The sequence below is a fragment of the Streptomyces sp. NPDC015346 genome, assembly GCF_043078785.1.
Lineage (GTDB): Bacteria > Actinomycetota > Actinomycetes > Streptomycetales > Streptomycetaceae > Streptomyces.
On the sequence record NZ_JBIBTW010000004.1, the window covers coordinates 412,861 to 427,838 of the forward strand.

At 69.7% G+C, this 14,978-nt stretch carries 18 protein-coding genes and 4 tRNA genes; 6 read left to right on the top strand and 16 right to left on the bottom strand.

Features of this window, described 5'->3' with window-relative positions:
* Positions 1-377 precede the first annotated feature (377 nt).
* The 7 genes from rplL to ACF06X_RS17055 form a co-directional block, all read right to left on the bottom strand.
* Positions 378-758, bottom strand: coding sequence for a 50S ribosomal protein L7/L12 (rplL, locus tag ACF06X_RS17025; protein ID WP_392288053.1), 381 nt, complete (start codon positions 756-758; stop codon positions 378-380).
* A gap of 114 nt (positions 759-872) precedes the next feature.
* Positions 873-1,403, bottom strand: a complete 531-nt coding sequence (rplJ, locus tag ACF06X_RS17030; RefSeq protein WP_158989351.1) for a 50S ribosomal protein L10 — start codon at positions 1,401-1,403, stop codon at positions 873-875.
* Between the two features lie 350 nt (positions 1,404-1,753).
* Positions 1,754-2,482, bottom strand: coding sequence for a 50S ribosomal protein L1 (gene rplA, locus ACF06X_RS17035; protein ID WP_392288054.1), 729 nt, complete (start codon positions 2,480-2,482; stop codon positions 1,754-1,756).
* 80 nt (positions 2,483-2,562) lie between these two features.
* A complete protein-coding gene (gene rplK, locus ACF06X_RS17040; RefSeq protein WP_030318720.1) occupies positions 2,563-2,997 on the bottom strand; it encodes a 50S ribosomal protein L11 in 435 nt (144 codons plus the stop codon).
* A 166-nt stretch (positions 2,998-3,163) separates the two neighbouring features.
* A complete protein-coding gene (gene nusG, locus ACF06X_RS17045) occupies positions 3,164-4,060 on the bottom strand; it encodes a transcription termination/antitermination protein NusG (RefSeq protein WP_392288055.1) in 897 nt (298 codons plus the stop codon).
* Positions 4,061-4,103: 43 nt separating this feature from the next.
* Complete coding sequence (gene secE / locus ACF06X_RS17050; protein WP_392288056.1) at positions 4,104-4,391, bottom strand: preprotein translocase subunit SecE; 288 nt, start codon at positions 4,389-4,391, stop codon at positions 4,104-4,106.
* Between the two features lie 103 nt (positions 4,392-4,494).
* A tRNA-Trp gene (locus ACF06X_RS17055) sits at positions 4,495-4,567 on the bottom strand.
* Positions 4,568-4,870: 303 nt separating this feature from the next.
* On the opposite strand from ACF06X_RS17055, the gene ACF06X_RS17060 reads away from it, so the two are divergent.
* Together ACF06X_RS17060 and ACF06X_RS17065 are read left to right on the top strand one after the other, a co-directional pair.
* Positions 4,871-6,097, top strand: a complete 1,227-nt coding sequence (locus ACF06X_RS17060; protein ID WP_392288057.1) for a pyridoxal phosphate-dependent aminotransferase — start codon at positions 4,871-4,873, stop codon at positions 6,095-6,097.
* 124 nt (positions 6,098-6,221) lie between these two features.
* The gene (locus ACF06X_RS17065; protein WP_392288058.1) at positions 6,222-7,265 is read left to right on the top strand and encodes an adenosine deaminase; all 1,044 of its coding nucleotides are present in this window, start codon (positions 6,222-6,224) and stop codon (positions 7,263-7,265) included.
* Here the strand turns inward: ACF06X_RS17065 and ACF06X_RS17070 are convergent.
* A complete protein-coding gene (locus ACF06X_RS17070; protein WP_392288059.1) occupies positions 7,210-7,929 on the bottom strand; it encodes a hypothetical protein in 720 nt (239 codons plus the stop codon). The two genes, ACF06X_RS17065 and ACF06X_RS17070, sit on opposite strands and share 56 nt — an antisense overlap.
* Positions 7,930-7,967: 38 nt before the next feature.
* The gene (locus ACF06X_RS17075; protein ID WP_392288060.1) at positions 7,968-8,573 is read right to left on the bottom strand and encodes a TetR/AcrR family transcriptional regulator; all 606 of its coding nucleotides are present in this window, start codon (positions 8,571-8,573) and stop codon (positions 7,968-7,970) included.
* 87 nt (positions 8,574-8,660) lie between these two features.
* Between ACF06X_RS17075 and ACF06X_RS17080 the strand changes: the two genes are divergently transcribed.
* Positions 8,661-9,293, top strand: a complete 633-nt coding sequence (locus tag ACF06X_RS17080) for an NAD(P)-dependent oxidoreductase (RefSeq protein ID WP_392288061.1) — start codon at positions 8,661-8,663, stop codon at positions 9,291-9,293.
* A gap of 27 nt (positions 9,294-9,320) precedes the next feature.
* Here ACF06X_RS17080 and ACF06X_RS17085 read toward each other — a convergent pair whose 3' ends face one another.
* From ACF06X_RS17085 to ACF06X_RS17110, 6 genes are all read right to left on the bottom strand, one after another.
* Positions 9,321-10,379, bottom strand: coding sequence for a UDP-N-acetylmuramate dehydrogenase (locus ACF06X_RS17085; RefSeq protein WP_392288062.1), 1,059 nt, complete (start codon positions 10,377-10,379; stop codon positions 9,321-9,323).
* 122 nt (positions 10,380-10,501) lie between these two features.
* Positions 10,502-10,930, bottom strand: a complete 429-nt coding sequence (locus ACF06X_RS17090) for a MaoC family dehydratase (RefSeq protein ID WP_392288063.1) — start codon at positions 10,928-10,930, stop codon at positions 10,502-10,504.
* Positions 10,931-10,933: 3 nt separating this feature from the next.
* Positions 10,934-11,386, bottom strand: coding sequence for a MaoC family dehydratase N-terminal domain-containing protein (locus tag ACF06X_RS17095; RefSeq protein ID WP_392288064.1), 453 nt, complete (start codon positions 11,384-11,386; stop codon positions 10,934-10,936).
* Positions 11,387-11,469: 83 nt separating this feature from the next.
* Complete coding sequence (rpmG, locus tag ACF06X_RS17100; RefSeq protein WP_003956487.1) at positions 11,470-11,634, bottom strand: 50S ribosomal protein L33; 165 nt, start codon at positions 11,632-11,634, stop codon at positions 11,470-11,472.
* 88 nt (positions 11,635-11,722) lie between these two features.
* Positions 11,723-11,795: transfer RNA gene (locus ACF06X_RS17105), tRNA-Met, on the bottom strand.
* Positions 11,796-11,839: 44 nt separating this feature from the next.
* Positions 11,840-11,912, bottom strand: a tRNA-Thr gene (locus ACF06X_RS17110).
* A 241-nt stretch (positions 11,913-12,153) separates the two neighbouring features.
* Between ACF06X_RS17110 and ACF06X_RS17115 the strand changes: the two genes are divergently transcribed.
* Both ACF06X_RS17115 and ACF06X_RS17120 read left to right on the top strand, forming a co-directional pair.
* Complete coding sequence (locus ACF06X_RS17115; protein ID WP_392288065.1) at positions 12,154-13,431, top strand: amidohydrolase family protein; 1,278 nt, start codon at positions 12,154-12,156, stop codon at positions 13,429-13,431.
* Between the two features lie 2 nt (positions 13,432-13,433).
* Positions 13,434-14,090 carry an SDR family oxidoreductase gene (locus ACF06X_RS17120; protein ID WP_392288066.1) on the top strand — a complete coding sequence of 219 codons (657 nt, stop codon included), beginning with the start codon at positions 13,434-13,436 and terminating at the stop codon, positions 14,088-14,090.
* A 72-nt stretch (positions 14,091-14,162) separates the two neighbouring features.
* Here the strand turns inward: ACF06X_RS17120 and ACF06X_RS17125 are convergent.
* A tRNA-Tyr gene (locus tag ACF06X_RS17125) sits at positions 14,163-14,244 on the bottom strand.
* A 181-nt stretch (positions 14,245-14,425) separates the two neighbouring features.
* On the opposite strand from ACF06X_RS17125, the gene ACF06X_RS17130 reads away from it, so the two are divergent.
* Positions 14,426-14,917: a YajQ family cyclic di-GMP-binding protein gene (locus ACF06X_RS17130; protein ID WP_392288067.1), complete on the top strand. Its 492-nt coding sequence runs from the start codon at positions 14,426-14,428 to the stop codon at positions 14,915-14,917.
* The last annotated feature ends 61 nt before the right edge of the window (positions 14,918-14,978 follow it).

The following is a 14,978-nucleotide window of genomic DNA, read 5'->3' on the forward strand; positions in this document are numbered from 1 at the left end:
GCAGCGCAAAGGGTCAGTGTAGCCACTTGGCCCACTGATGTCCAGGGCGAGTAATTCGCAACCCTCGTTGTTCTCAACTCCGCGGTACCTCGCGCCGTGCGGCGCACCTCGATACTGCCCGTTCCGCCGTCGATCCATGCCTCGGATACGGATCGTTGTGACGACGCGTCCTGAGAATTGCGCGCTGCGTGCGGTTCGTCAAGGCCCCCCGGTCGGCGGGGCGCACGGCGAAGATCACCATACTCCGCTCCGAACGGCTCGCAAGACCCGCGCCACGCCCGGCCGGGCGAACGCCGAAGGGCGACCACCCGGATGGGTGATCGCCCTTCGAAGGCGCCTGAGGGGCGCCTGAGCGAGTCAGGAGACTCGCGAGGTGTTTACTTGACCTCGACGGAGGCGCCGGCGGCCTTGAGGGACTCGGCAGCCTTCTCCGCGGCCTCCTTGGCGACCTTCTCGAGGACCGGCTTCGGGGTGCCGTCGACGAGGTCCTTGGCCTCCTTCAGGCCGAGGGAGGTCAGCTCACGCACGACCTTGATGACCTGGATCTTCTTCTCGCCGGCACCGGTGAGGATGACGTCGAACTCGTCCTTCTCCTCCTCGACCGGGGCGGCGGGGCCACCCTGGGCCGGGCCCGCGACGGCGACGGCCGCGGCGGTGACGTCGAACTTCTCCTCGAAGGCCTTGACGAACTCGGAGAGCTCGATGAGGGTCATCTCCTCGAACTGGGCGAGGAGGTCGTCCTGAGAGAGCTTCGCCATGATGGGCGATCCTTCCACTAAATCGGCAGGTGCCGGGTGTATTGAGAGGCGGGCGTACATTCGGCCCGCTGCGACCCGCGTACGTCGGTGACGCGGATCAATGCGAGAGCCGAGTTACTCGGCACCGCCCTGCTCTTCGAGCTTGACGCGAAGCGCCTCCGCGGTGCGGACGAACTTCGACGGCAGCGCCTGGAAGAGGGAGGCAGTCTGGGACTGCTTGCCCTTGAAGGCACCGGCCAGCTTGGAGAGCAGAACCTCGCGGGACTCGAGGTCCGCGAGCTTCTTGATCTCATCGGCGGACAGCGCCTTACCATCAAGGACACCGCCCTTGATGATGAGGTTCGGGTTGTCCTTGGCGAAGTCACGAAGACCCTTCGCCGACTCCACCGGGTCACCGGTGATGAAGGCAGCGCCCGTCGGACCGGTGAACTGGTCGTCGAGCGAGGTGATCCCGGCCTCGTTGGCCGCAATCTTGGTCAGCGTGTTCTTCACCACGGCGTACTGGGCGTTCTCACCGAGCGAACGGCGCAGCGTCTTGAGCTGAGCCACGGTGAGACCCCGGTACTCGGTCAGCACAACGGCGCTCGAGCTCTGGAACTTGTCCTTGAGCTCGGCTACCGCGGCAGCCTTGTCGGGCCTTGCCATAGAGCGTCGGCCTCCTTCCGGGTGATGAGGACCGCTCGGAAGGTGCTGAACAAAACAAAACGCCCCGGCGCAGGCGCACGGGGCTGAGCTCGACCGAATCGAATACGAACCGGGAACTTTCCACGATCACCTGCGCGGGTCGTTCGCATCTCTCAGCGAATCCTTCGGCCACCGCGTCCCTTACGAGAGCACGGCAACGACCAGCGGTCTTTGGCTTCTGGAGAACCATACGTGAACACGTACGAGTCAAGCAAATCGGGCCCCGCTCCTCCGGAGAGGTGCGGGGCCCGAGGCGTTTCAGAGCCGGCCCAGGGGGCCTTTAGAGAGGCCCGGAGGGCCTGTCACAGGGCTCAGACCGACGCCGGGTCCTCCTCGACGAGGAGGTTGCGGGTGCGGTTGGAGTCCAGCGGGATGCCGGGGCCCATCGTCGTCGTCAGGGTCGCCTTCTTGATGTAGCGGCCCTTGGCGGCGGACGGCTTCAGACGGAGGATCTCCTCCAGAGCCGCGGCGTAGTTCTCGACCAGCTTCGTCTCGTCGAAGGAGACCTTGCCGATGATGAAGTGCAGGTTCGAGTGCTTGTCGACGCGGAACTCGATCTTGCCGCCCTTGATGTCGTTGACAGCCTTCGCGACATCGGGGGTGACGGTGCCGGTCTTCGGGTTCGGCATGAGACCACGCGGGCCGAGGACGCGGCCGAGGCGGCCGACCTTGCCCATGAGGTCCGGGGTGGCCACAACGGCGTCGAACTCGTTCAGGCGGTTGCCCTTGGAGATCTCGTCGATGAGCTCGTCGGAGCCGACGATGTCGGCGCCCGCGGCGATCGCGGCCTCGGCACGGTCACCGGTCGCGAAGACCAGGACCCGGGCGGTCTTACCGGTGCCGTGCGGAAGGTTCACGGTGCCACGGACCATCTGGTCGGCCTTGCGCGGGTCGACACCCAGGCGGAAGGCGACCTCGACGGTTCCGTCGAACTTGGTGGCGGCGGTGTCCTTGGCGATACGGACGGCCTCGAGGGGGGCGTAGGTCCGCTCCCGGTCGATCTTGGCGTCCGCGGCGCGGAGTGCCTTGCTGCGCTTCACTGCTTCTCCTGCTTGGTTCAGGTGTGGAGTCGTGGTGCGGACCAGCGCTGGTCCTGCCACAGAGGTCACGAGGGGGCTGATCAGCCCTCGACCGTGATGCCCATGGAGCGGGCGGTGCCGGCGATGATCTTCGACGCGGCGTCCAGGTCGTTGGCGTTCAGGTCGGGCAGCTTGACCGTGGCGATCTCGCGGACCTGGGCGGCCGTGAGCTTGGCGACCTTGGTCTTGTGCGGCTCGCCGGAGCCCTTGTCCACACCTGCGGCCTTGAGGATCAGCTTGGCGGCCGGCGGAGTCTTGGTGATGAAGGTGAAGGAACGGTCCTCGTAGACCGTGATCTCCACCGGCACGACCATGCCACGCTGCGACTCGGTCGCGGCGTTGTAGGCCTTGCAGAACTCCATGATGTTGACGCCGTGCTGACCGAGCGCGGGGCCGACCGGCGGGGCCGGGTTGGCCGCACCGGCGTTGATCTGGAGCTTGATAAGCCCCGTGACCTTCTTCTTCTTGGGAGGCATTGCTCTCTCCGGGTCCTAGTGAGAGTGTTCAGCCCGCCATCCGGTCATCCGGATGGAGGCATACCGCACCACGATAACGGGTATAGAGCTGCGGCTAAAAACCGAGCAGGTCAGAGCGGCTACAGGAGCCGCTCTGACCTGGTCGGAAACCTGTGAGGGTCGAGGGTCAGTTCTTCTGGATCTGGTCGAAGCTGAGCTCGACCGGGGTCTCGCGACCGAAGATCTCGACGAGGCCCTTGACCTTCTTGGAGTCGGGGTTGATCTCGTTGATCGTGGCCTGGAGGGTGGCGAAGGGACCGTCGGTGACGGTGACCGAGTCGCCGACCTCGAAGTCGAGCACCTGGACCTCGACCTTGCGGGCCGGAGCCGGCTTGCCCTCGGCCTCGGCGGCCTCGCGGGCGGCCTTCTCCTCGGCCTCCGGGGCGAGCATCTTGACGATCTCGTCCAGGGTCAGCGGGTACGGGTCGTAGGCGTTGCCCACGAAGCCGGTGACGCCGGGGGTGTTCCGGACGACGCCCCAGGACTCGTTCGTCAGATCCATGCGGACGAGAACGTAACCGGGCAGCTTGTTCTGCCGGACGTTCTTGCGCTCGCCGTTCTTGATCTGGACGATCTCTTCCTCGGGGACCTCGGCCTGGTAGATGAACTCCTCGACGTTCAGCGAGACGGCGCGCTGCTCGAGGTTGGCCTTCACGCGCTTCTCGTAGCCCGCGTAGGTGTGGATCACGTACCACTCGCCGGGCAGGCCGCGGAGCTCGTCGCGGAGGGCCTGGACCGGGTCGACCGGAGCGGCGGGCTCCTCGTCGGCCTCCTGGACCTCGGCCTCGACGTCGGTGTCCTCGACGTCGGTGTCCTCGTCGGACTGCTCGACCCCGGACTCGTCCTCGTCGGACTGGTCGTCCTCGGACTCGTCCTCGATGTGCAGAGCGGCCTCCTCGGCCGCCTCGCCCGCAGCGGCGTCAGCAGCCTCAGCCTGGTCCTCGTCGGCCGCCTCGACGATGTCGAGCTCGTCCTCGAGCGCCTCGACCTCGTCGAAGGCGTCGTTCAGGTTCGGGTCAGACACGGTGGCTGCTTCTTCCTGCGATACAGATGGGTGGAACAAAAAGTCAGCCGAAGACGTACTTGACTGCTTCCTGGAAGCCCAAGTCAATCACGGTTACGAGGCCGATCATGATGACGACGAAGATAATCACCACCGTGGTGTACGTCGTCAGCTGGCTACGAGTCGGCCAGACGACCTTGCGGAGTTCCGCGACGATCTGGCGGTAGAAGAGCGCGAGGCGGCCCAGAGGGCCCTTCTTCCCGCGTTTGCCGCCCTTGCGGGCCTTCTTCTTCGAGTCCGGAGCCTCGTCCTCGGCATCAGGCATGTCGATGGAGCCCACGGCGTCCGTCACGCTTCTCACCTGATCCCGGGTCATGGCAGTGCCGTGCCGGGTGGATCCGCACGGCGGTGCATTGAAGTACGTACATGCGCACACATCCTGGCGGTGTGTGTAGCAGGGCCGGAGGGACTTGAACCCCCAACCGCTGGTTTTGGAGACCAGTGCTCTACCAATTGAGCTACGACCCTTTGTGGCTACCCCAACCTACCGCATCGTGAGATGTGGTCGGTGCGGGCCAACGAGCAGTGAGTGTACGTGTTCATGAGCGCTGCGTCGAACAGAAAGCACGTCGGAGCCCCGCGGAGCCCTTCGAAGCGCCCCGGCAGGGGCCCGGCAGGGCCCTCCCGAAGGCCTCCGGGAGCCGTTCAGAACCCGGCCGCCGGCCCTCGTACGACCCTCGTAGGACCTTCGTAGGACCAGGAATGACCGATCCTGTCCGCTCACTGAAACCTGTGTGCCGGGTCGCGAGAGGGTCTGGGACGATGGGCCGCATGAGCGCTGCTACCCCTCCGACCGAGCGCCGGGTCTCCGCCCGCGTCGGTGCGATCTCCGAGTCCGCGACCCTCGCCGTCGACGCCAAGGCCAAGGCCCTCAAGGCCGCAGGGCGTCCGGTGATCGGTTTCGGCGCGGGTGAGCCCGACTTCCCGACGCCTGACTACATCGTCGACGCCGCCGTCGAGGCGTGCAAGAACCCGAAGTACCACCGCTACACGCCGGCCGGCGGTCTGCCGGAGCTGAAGGCCGCGATCGCCGCCAAGACGCTGCGCGACTCCGGCTACGAGATCGACGCCTCCCAGGTCCTGGTGACCAACGGCGGCAAGCAGGCCATCTACGAGGCGTTCGCCGCGATCCTCGACCCGGGCGACGAAGTCATCGTGCCCGCCCCGTACTGGACCACCTACCCCGAGTCGATCCGTCTCGCGGGCGGTGTCCCGGTCGAGGTCGTCGCCGACGAGACCACCGGCTACCGCGTCTCCGTCGAGCAGCTGGAAGCGGCGCGCACGGAGCGGACCAAGGTCGTCCTCTTCGTCTCCCCGTCCAACCCGACCGGCGCCGTCTACAGCGAGGCCGAGACCGAGGCGATCGGCCGCTGGGCCGTCGAGCACGGCCTGTGGGTGCTGACCGACGAGATCTACGAGCACCTGGTCTACGGCCACGCGTCCGCCGTCTCCCTCCCGGCGGTCATGCCCGAGCTGCGCGACAAGTGCATCGTGGTCAACGGTGTCGCCAAGACGTACGCCATGACCGGCTGGCGCGTGGGGTGGATCATCGGCCCGAAGGACGTGGTGAAGGCCGCGACCAACCTGCAGTCGCACGCCACGTCCAACGTGAGCAACGTGGCCCAGGTCGCCGCCCTTGCCGCGGTCTCGGGCAACCTGGACGCCGTCGCGGAGATGGGCCGCGCCTTCGACCGGCGCCGCCAGACGATCGTGCGGATGCTCAACGAGATCGAGGGCGTGCTCTGCCCGACCCCGGAGGGCGCGTTCTACGTGTACCCGTCGGTGAAGGCGCTGCTCGGCAAGGAGATCCGCGGCCGGCGTCCGCAGACCTCGGTCGAGCTGGCCGCGCTGATCCTGGACGAGGCCGAGGTCGCGGTGGTCCCGGGCGAGGCCTTCGGCACGCCGGGGTACCTGCGTCTGTCGTACGCGCTGGGTGACGAGGACCTGGTGGAGGGCGTGTCCCGGATGCAGAAGCTGCTCGCGGAGGCGCGCGACTGACCTGCTCTCAAGAGCAGGCTGACGGGTCCCCGGCTTCGGCCGAGGGCCCGTTTCTGCGTTCTAGACGGGACCCGATCGGGGAAAGGGGCTGTCCTCGTCGATTCGGGTGCGGCAAGATCCCCGGATGGAGCACGTTTCCGAGCACGGTTTCCGCGACATCAGCCTGCTGCCCAAGGCCCACCTGCATCTGCACTTCACGGGGTCGATGCGGCCCACGACGCTCATCGAGCTGGCCGACAAGTACGGCGTCCACCTCCCCGAGGCGCTGAGCAGCGGCACACCGCCCAAGCTGCGGGCGACCGACGAGCGCGGCTGGTTCCGCTTCCAGCGGCTGTACGACATCGCCCGGTCCTGCCTGCGGGAGCCCGAGGACATCCGGCGGCTGGTCCGCGAGGCGGCCGAGGAGGACGTGCGGGACGGCTCCGGGTGGCTGGAGATACAGGTCGACCCGACCTCGTACGCCCCTCTCCTCGGCGGTCTGATCCCGGCGATGGAGATCATCCTGGACGCGGTCGACGAGGCCGCGCGCGAGACCGGCCTCGGGATGCGGGTCCTGGTGGCCGCGAACCGGATGAAGCACCCCCTGGAGGCGCGCACGCTGGCGCGGCTCGCGGTGCGGTACGCGGACCGGGGCGTGGTCGGTTTCGGGCTCTCCAACGACGAGCGCCGGGGCATGGCCCGCGACTTCGACCGGGCCTTCGCGATCGCCCGCGAGGGCGGGCTGCTGGCGGCGCCGCACGGCGGCGAGCTGACGGGTCCGGCCTCGGTACGGGACTGCCTGGACGACCTGCGGGCGGCGCGGGTCGGTCACGGGGTGCGGGCGGCGGAGGACCCCCGTGTGCTGCGCAAGCTGGCGGAGAGGGGCGTGACCTGCGAGGTCTGCCCGGCGTCCAACGTGGCCCTCGGGGTGTACGAGAAGCCCGAGGACGTTCCGCTGCGGACGCTCTTCGAGGCGGGCGTCCCGATGGCCCTGGGCGCGGACGACCCGCTGCTCTTCGGCTCGCGGCTGGCGGCCCAGTACGAGATCGCCCGCCGGTACCACGCATTCACGGACGCGGAGCTGGCGGAACTGGCCCGCCAGTCGATTCGCGGCTCGGCGGCCCCTGAGGACGTCAGGTGCAAGCTTCTGTCCGGGATCGACGACTGGCTGGCGAGCCCGGCGGCCTGAACCGGCGCAGGGGCGGGTGGGCCTGGAACCCGATGTCGATCTCGGTCCATGCGCGTTGCGCGTGGGGCCCCAGGTACGGGGTGAGGGAGGCGACGAGGGCGTCCTGGCCTTTCCTGGCGCGCTTCTCCAGAGGGCCGAAGCCGGCGGCGGTCTCGAAGGCGGTGGCCGCGGCGGAGAAGACGTCACGCCCGCCGAAGAGGAACAGCGTGCGGGCGTGGACGGCGGGGCACAGCCATTCGGTGGCGCGCTCGTGGCGCCGCCCCGACTCCTCGTGCCAACCGGCCGCGTGCGCGGCGGTGCGGGCCTCGTTCGTACGGACGGTGAGCGGTGTGCCGTTACGGAGCCGGGCGCGCAGCCCCGGCCAGGCGGAAGGCCGCAGGCCTGGGGAACGGTGGGCCAGGACGAGGTCGACCGGTGTGCCGGGGGCGTAGGCGCGGGGGAGGCTGTCGCGGAGCGGCACGTGGACGATGGTGTGCCGGGAGAAGGCGGCGAAGGAGAACAGCGCCGCCAGGCGGGACAGCCCGTCGTGGTCGCCGAGGAGGTAGCCCCAGCGATCGCCCAGCGGGTCGTTGAGGGTGGTGTGGCGCAGGGGCTGCCACGGCTGGACGATCCGGTAGGTGTGCGGGCCCGTGCGGGGCCTGAATTCACGGGCCTTCAGACGCATGCGGGTCAGCGTGACCGCCCCCCGTGCGCGCCGCAAGGTCATTTCCGGGTGGCGATTCCGGTCATCAGGGTGTGGGCGATCGAGGACGCGAAGGTGTCGACGTCGTGGGGTGGCTCCTTGCCGACCTTCGCGTCGTAGACGAAGGCGCGCTGCGCGCACGCGCCGAGCAGGAGTGACGCCGCCGCGAAGGTGTCGGCGCCGGCGTCGACGCGGCCGGCGGCCTGCTCGGCCCGCAGATAGGCGTCGAGGCGCTCCAGGGGCCGGTGCGGGCCTGCGTCCAGTCGGCGCATCGACGCGTCGTGCCGGGCCTTGAGCCGGGTCTCGGCGTAGAGGGAGGCGGCGATCGGGAAGCTCTCGGCGTAGAAGAGCGCGGCCTGGCGGGCGATCTCGGTGAGGTTCTCCTCCACCGTGCCCTTCCCCGGGTCGGCGGAGAGCCGGTCGAGCAGGGGCGCCAGCTTGGGAAGGCGTTCGCTCAGGACGGCGACGAACAGCTCCTCCTTGCCCGCGAAGTACTTGTAGAGGGCCGCCTCCGAGCAGCCCGCGCCCCGCGCGATCTCCTTGGTGGTGGTGCGGGCGAGACCGACCGTGGTCCACAGTTCGTGAGCCGCGTCGAGGATCCGTTCTCGCGTGGGCCTCTTCTCCATGGCTGCTCCAACCGCGCTTGACGAGAGGTGAGTGGACACTCACTCTAGGGGGTGAGTGAACACTTACCCACCCCAGGAGGGTGCGACATGAAGCTCACCGTCTTCGGCGCGACCGGCGGCGTCGGCCGAGAGATCGTCCAGCAGGCCCTGCGGGGCGGCCACGAGGTCACCGCGGTGGTCCGGGATCCCTCGCGATTCACCGTCTCCGGCGAGCGCCTGGAGGTCTACCGGGCGGATCTGACCGACCCCGGCACCCTGCGCGGCGCGGTCGCGGGCAGGGACGCGGTGCTCTCCGGCCTCGGCGCCCGCACGCGGGCCGACGCCGGTGTCGCGGCCCGGCTGACCCGCTCCGTCCTCGCCGCGATGGACGCGGAGGGCGTCCGCCGGCTCCTGGTCGTCAGCGCGGCCCCGGTCGGCCCCGCCCCGGACAGTCGGACCGTCCTCGACAAGGCGGTGTTCGCGATCGTCAACTCCGTTTTCAAGGACATCTACGACGACCTGCGGGTGATGGAGGGCGAGCTGGCGGCGAGCGCCACGGACTGGACGTCCGTACGCCCGCCCAGGCTGACGAACAAGCCGGTCACCGGCCGCTACCGCACGGTCGTCGGCGGCAACCCCGACCGGGGCCGCTCCCTGGCCCGCGCCGACGTGGCCCACGCGATGCTGGCGATGATCCACGACCGGGCGACGGTGAAGCAGGGCGTCGGCGTCGCCTACTGAGACCCGAGCCGCAGGACCCGGGGGATGTCAGATGCTGACACCGACCGTCACCGGCTCGTTGACGAGCGTGATCCCGAAGGCGTCCCGCACGCCCGCCACGACCTCGCGCGCCAGGGCGAGCAGGTCCTCGGTGGTGGCCTCGCCGCGGTTGGTGAGGGCGAGGGTGTGCTTGGTGGAGATACGGGCGGGACCGGAGCCGTAACCCTTGGTGAAGCCTGCCTTGTCGATCAGCCAGGCCGCGGAGGTCTTGATCCGCCCGTCGTCGCCGGCCGGGAAGGCGGGCGGGACGACGTCGGCGCCGAGGCGCTCGGCCACGCGCGCGAGGAAGGCGTCGTAGGCGTCCGGTTCCAGGATCGGGTTGGTGAAGAACGATCCCGCCGACCAGGTGTCGTGGTCCTCGGGGTCGAGCACCATGCCCTTGCCCGCACGCAGCTTCAGGACCGTCTCGCGGACGGTGGCCAGCGGCACGCGGTCGCCGACCTCCACGCCGAGGGCGCGGGCGGTCTCGGCGTACCTGACCGGCGCGGACAGGCCGTCCGCGTCCTCCAGCGCGAAGCGGACGCGGAGCACGACGTAGCGCTCCGGATCCGCCTTGAAGCGGCTGTGCCGGTACGAGAAGGCGCACTCGGCGCCCGAGAGGGTGACGGTCTCCTCGGCCCGGCGGTCGTAGGCGACGACCTCGGCGATGGTGGCCGAGACCTCCTGGCCGTACGCGCCGACGTTCTGGATCGGGGTCGCACCCGCCGAACCGGGGATCCCGGCCAGGCACTCGATGCCCGCGAGGCCCGCCTCGACCGTGCGCGCCACGGCGTCGGTCCAGACCTCGCCTGCGGCGAGCTCGAGGTGTGTGCCGTCGAGGGTGAAGCCTTCGGTGGCGATCCGCAGGGCGGTGCCGTCGAAGCCCTTGTCGCCGATGACCAGGTTGGATCCGCCGCCGATGACGAGCAGCGGGGTGCCGGCGGCGTCCGCCTCGCGGACCGTGGCGATCACCTCGTCGTCGGTGGTGGCCGTGACGAGCCGGGCGGCGGGCCCGCCGAGCCGGAAGGTGGTCAGAGGGGCGAGGGGGGCGTCGTTCAGTACCTGCACGGGCTCAAGAGTACGGGTGCGGTGCGCTCGCACTACCCCTATGGAGCCCTCGGGGCCCGTACGGGGCGGCTCCGCCTCGTACGGGCCCCGGACGGAGCCTCCCCTTGGCCGACCGGCCCGCGCTACGCGAGCGCGACCACGGCCCGGGACATGCCCAGGACCTTCTGGCCCGCCGACGTGGCCGTCAGGTCCACCCGGACCCGGTGGTCGTCCAGCTTGGCCGCGACCTTGGCGCTGACCTCGATCAGGGCGCCGGTCTCGTCGTTCGGCACGACGACCGGCTTGGTGAAGCGCACGCCGTACTCGACGACGGCCGCCGGGTCGCCGACCCAGTCCGTGACGACACGGATGGCCTCGGCCATGGTGAACATGCCGTGGGCGATGACGTCCGGCAGGCCGACCTCCACCGCGAACTTCTCGTTCCAGTGGATCGGGTTGAAGTCCCCGGAGGCACCGGCGTACCGCACCAGCGTGGCGCGCGTCACGGGGAAGGACTGCGCCGGCAGCTCCGTGCCGACCTCGACCTCGTCGTAAGCGATCTTCGCAGCCATGGCTCAGGCCTCCTCGGGCGCGCGGGACACGAGCTTCGTCCAGGCGGTCACGACGTGCTCGCCGCTCTCGTCGTGGACCTCGCCGCGGATGTCCAGGATGTCGTTGCCCGCCATCGACTTGATCGCCTCGATGGTCGAGGTGACCGAGAGCCGGTCACCCGCACGCACGGGACGGGTGTAGGCGAACTTCTGGTCGCCGTGCACCACACGGCTGTAGTCCAGACCCAGCTGCGGGTCCTCGATGACCTGCCCCGCGGCCTTGAAAGTGATCGCGAACACAAAAGTCGGCGGAGCGATCACATCGGGGTGACCGAGCGTCTTCGCCGCTTCCTGATCGACATAAGCGGGATTCGCGTCCCCCACGGCTTCGGCGAACTCGCGGATCTTCTCGCGGCCGACCTCGTACGGCGCGGTGGGCGGATAGGTCCGGCCCACGAAGGACTGGTCGAGCGCCATGGACTCGATACCTCCTGGAATGTGTGCGAACAAACGACACGAGGCCGCCCCCGGTGTGGGGACGGCCTCGTGTACGAGCCTGATTAACGCGTCTCGCGGTGCGCGGTGTGCGAGTTGCAGCGAGGGCAGTGCTTCTTCATCTCAAGACGGTCCGGGTTGTTACGCCGGTTCTTCTTGGTGATGTAGTTCCGCTCCTTGCACTCCACGCAGGCCAGCGTGATCTTCGGGCGGACGTCGGTGGCAGCCACGTGAGTGCTCCTTGGACGGACGATGGACGGATGAACGCATAAAAGAGTAGCCGATCGAAGGACCGACCCCGCAATCGGCTACCGTGTGTAGCGGTGACCGGACTTGAACCGGTGACACAGCGATTATGAGCCGCTTGCTCTACCGACTGAGCTACACCGCTTTGATGATCGGGTTCCCGCCCGAGGGCGGGTTCCTTCTCACCAGAGCCCCAATACGGAATCGAACCGTAGACCTTCTCCTTACCATGGAGACGCTCTACCGACTGAGCTATTGGGGCGAGCGATGAAGACATTACACGGTCCTCCGCCGATCGCCCAAATCCGTTTCCCTGCCCGCCCTACCGCCCGCGTACCCGCTCGCGCACACGCGAGGCGATGCTCGCGGCCCCTCACGTCCCGTACGCCACACGTGGCCTCATCAGTACGACTATTGCGCTCCTCCTCGAAGGGTGGCCGGAGCGCCCCTAGGCTCGGCCACACGCTGCGTGATCTTGATCTTGAGGAGCCTTGAGGAGCCCGATGTCAGCCGACAGCAAGCAGCCCCAGCCGCCCGACGACTGGGCCGCTGCCACCGCCGACTCCGCCTCGCTCCTGCTCTGCAACGCCCGGCTCACCGACGGGCGGACGGTCGACGTGCGGCTCGGCGGAGGGCGGATCGAGGCCGTCGGGACGGCCGGCAGCCTCACCGCCGCCGGCGCCCGTGTCGACCTCGCCGGATATCTGCTGCTCCCCGCCGCCGCGGAGCCGCACGCGCACGCCGACACCGCGCTCAGCGCCGACTCGCCGGGCCCCGTCTCGTACGCCTCCGACGAGGTGCAGCGCCGGGCCACCGAGGCCGCGCTGCTGCAGCTGGGACACGGCGCCACGGCGCTGCGCGCACACGTACGGATCGGGGACGTGCAGGGCCTAGGGCCCCTGGAGGCCGTCCTCCAGGCCCGGCGGTCGCTGCGCGGCCTGGCGGACCTGACGACGGTCGCGGTGCCGCGGCTGCTGACCGGGGCGGCGGGCGCGGACGGGCTCGCGATGCTGCGCGACGCGGTGAAGATGGGCGCGAGCGTGGTGGGCGGCTGCCCGGACCTCGACCCCGACCCGGCCGGGTACGTGGAGGCGGTCCTGGAGGTGGCGGCCGAGCAGGGCTGCCCCGTCGATCTGCACACGGACGGTGACGACCCGGCGCGGCTCGCCCGGCTCGCCGCCATGGCGGGCGGCCTGCGGCCCGGGGTGACGATCGGGCCCTGCGCGGGCCTGGCCCGGCTGCCCGCGGAGGCCGCGCGGCGGGCCGCCGACCAACTGGCGGCGGCCGGCATCACGGTGGTCTGCCTGCCGCAGGGCGGCTGCGGGGCGACCGAACAGCGCGGGACGGCGCCGGTCCGGCTGCTGCGCGCGGCGGGCGTGCGGCTCGCGGCGGGCAGCGGGGCGCTGCGCGACGTCTCCAACCCGGTGGGCCGCGGCGACCCGCTGGAGGCGGCCTACCTGCTGGCCTCGCTCGGCGGCCTGCCCGCCCAGGACGCGTACGGTGCGGTGAGCACGGCGGCGCGGGCGGCGATGGGCCTGCCGGAGGTACGGGTGGAGGCCGGGTTCCCCGCGGAGCTGCTCGCGGTGCGCGGGGAACGCCTCACGGGCGTGCTGTCCCTCGCGTACAGCCGGATCGTCGTGCACCGGGGCCGGGTGGTGGCCCGGACGAGCGCGGTGCGCGAGTACTGCGACTCGGCGGCGGCGCTCGACCTGCCGCGCCAGGGCCGCACGGAACGCCCGGAGCCGGGGAGCCCTCCGGCCGGTCCCGACGTACGGTCGTGAGTATGCGCATTGTCATCGCTGGAGGACACGGTCAGATCGCCCTGCGTCTCGAGCGGCTGCTCGCGGCGGCGGGGCACGAGCCGGCGGGGCTCATCCGCACCCCCGAGCAGGCCGACGACCTGCGCGCGGCGGGCGCCGAACCCGTCCTTCTGGACCTGGAGTCGGCCTCTCTCGAGATGGTCGCGGCGGTCCTGCAGGGCGCCGACGCGGCGGTCTTCGCGGCGGGCGCGGGCCCGGGCAGCTCGGTGGAGCGCAAGGACACCGTGGACCGCGCGGCGGCGGTCCTCCTCGCCGACGCGGCGGAACGCGCGGGCGTGCGCCGCCATGTCGTCGTCTCCTCGATGGGCGCCGACGCGGGCCACCAGGGCGACGAGGTCTTCGACGCCTACCTGCGCGCCAAGGGCGAGGCGGACGACTACGTACGCTCCCGCAAGACCCTGGACTGGACGATCCTGCGCCCCGGCATCCTGACGAACGACGCCGGCACGGGCCTGGTCCGTCTGGAGGCCTCGACGGGCCGCGGCCCGATCCCCCGCGACGACGTGGCGGCGGTCATCGCCGAGCTCCTGGAGACCCCGGCCACGGCGGGCCTGACCCTGGAACTGATCAGCGGCTCGACCCCGGTCTCGGTGGCGGTGAAGGCCGTCGCGGGCAACTGACCGGCGCGGCCGGTCCGTATCCGCACACGAAGAAGGTCCCCGGTGCACGCACCGGGGACCTTCTCTATCGCGTGGCGGCGCCAGGATTCGAACCTGGGTAGGCTAAGCCGACGGATTTACAGTCCGCTCCCATTGGCCACTCGGGCACACCGCCATGGGATGTCGCTGCTCGGAGCCGCTTTTCGGCGGTGCTCCGTGGCAACGACGTAAACGATACCTGATGCCCGGGGGTGCTCCGCCACCGGATTGATCAGCGGATCGTGTGGTCACGGATGACTAGGCTTGCGCTGTAGCCAACGCAACCGCAACGCATTCGACGCAAGGAGCCACACGTCATGGCCGACTCCAGTTTCGACATCGTCTCCAAGGTCGAGCGGCAGGAGGTCGACAACGCCCTCAACCAGGCCGCGAAGGAGATCTCGCAGCGTTACGACTTCAAGGGAACGGGCGCCTCGATCGCCTGGTCGGGCGAGAAGATCGAGATGCGCGCGAGCGGTGAGGAGCGGGTCAAGGCGATCCTCGACATCTTCCAGACCAAGCTGATCAAGCGAGGGATCTCCCTGAAGACGCTGGACGTCGAGGGCGAGCCGCAGCTGTCCGGCAAGGAGTACAAGCTCTTCGCCTCCATCGAGGAGGGCATCTCCCAGGAGAACGCCAAGAAGGTCGCGAAGGTCATCCGCGACGAGGGTCCCAAGGGCGTCAAGGCGCAGGTGCAGGGCGACGAGCTGCGGGTCAGCTCGAAGAGCCGGGACGACCTGCAGGCCGTGCAGCAGCTGCTCAAGGGCAAGGACTTCGACTTCGCGATCCAGTTCGTGAACTACCGCTGACCGTCCGCCGAGCGTCGCGTCCGAAAACCGCCAGCCGCGCGTCGGCGGCCCTCGCACACTG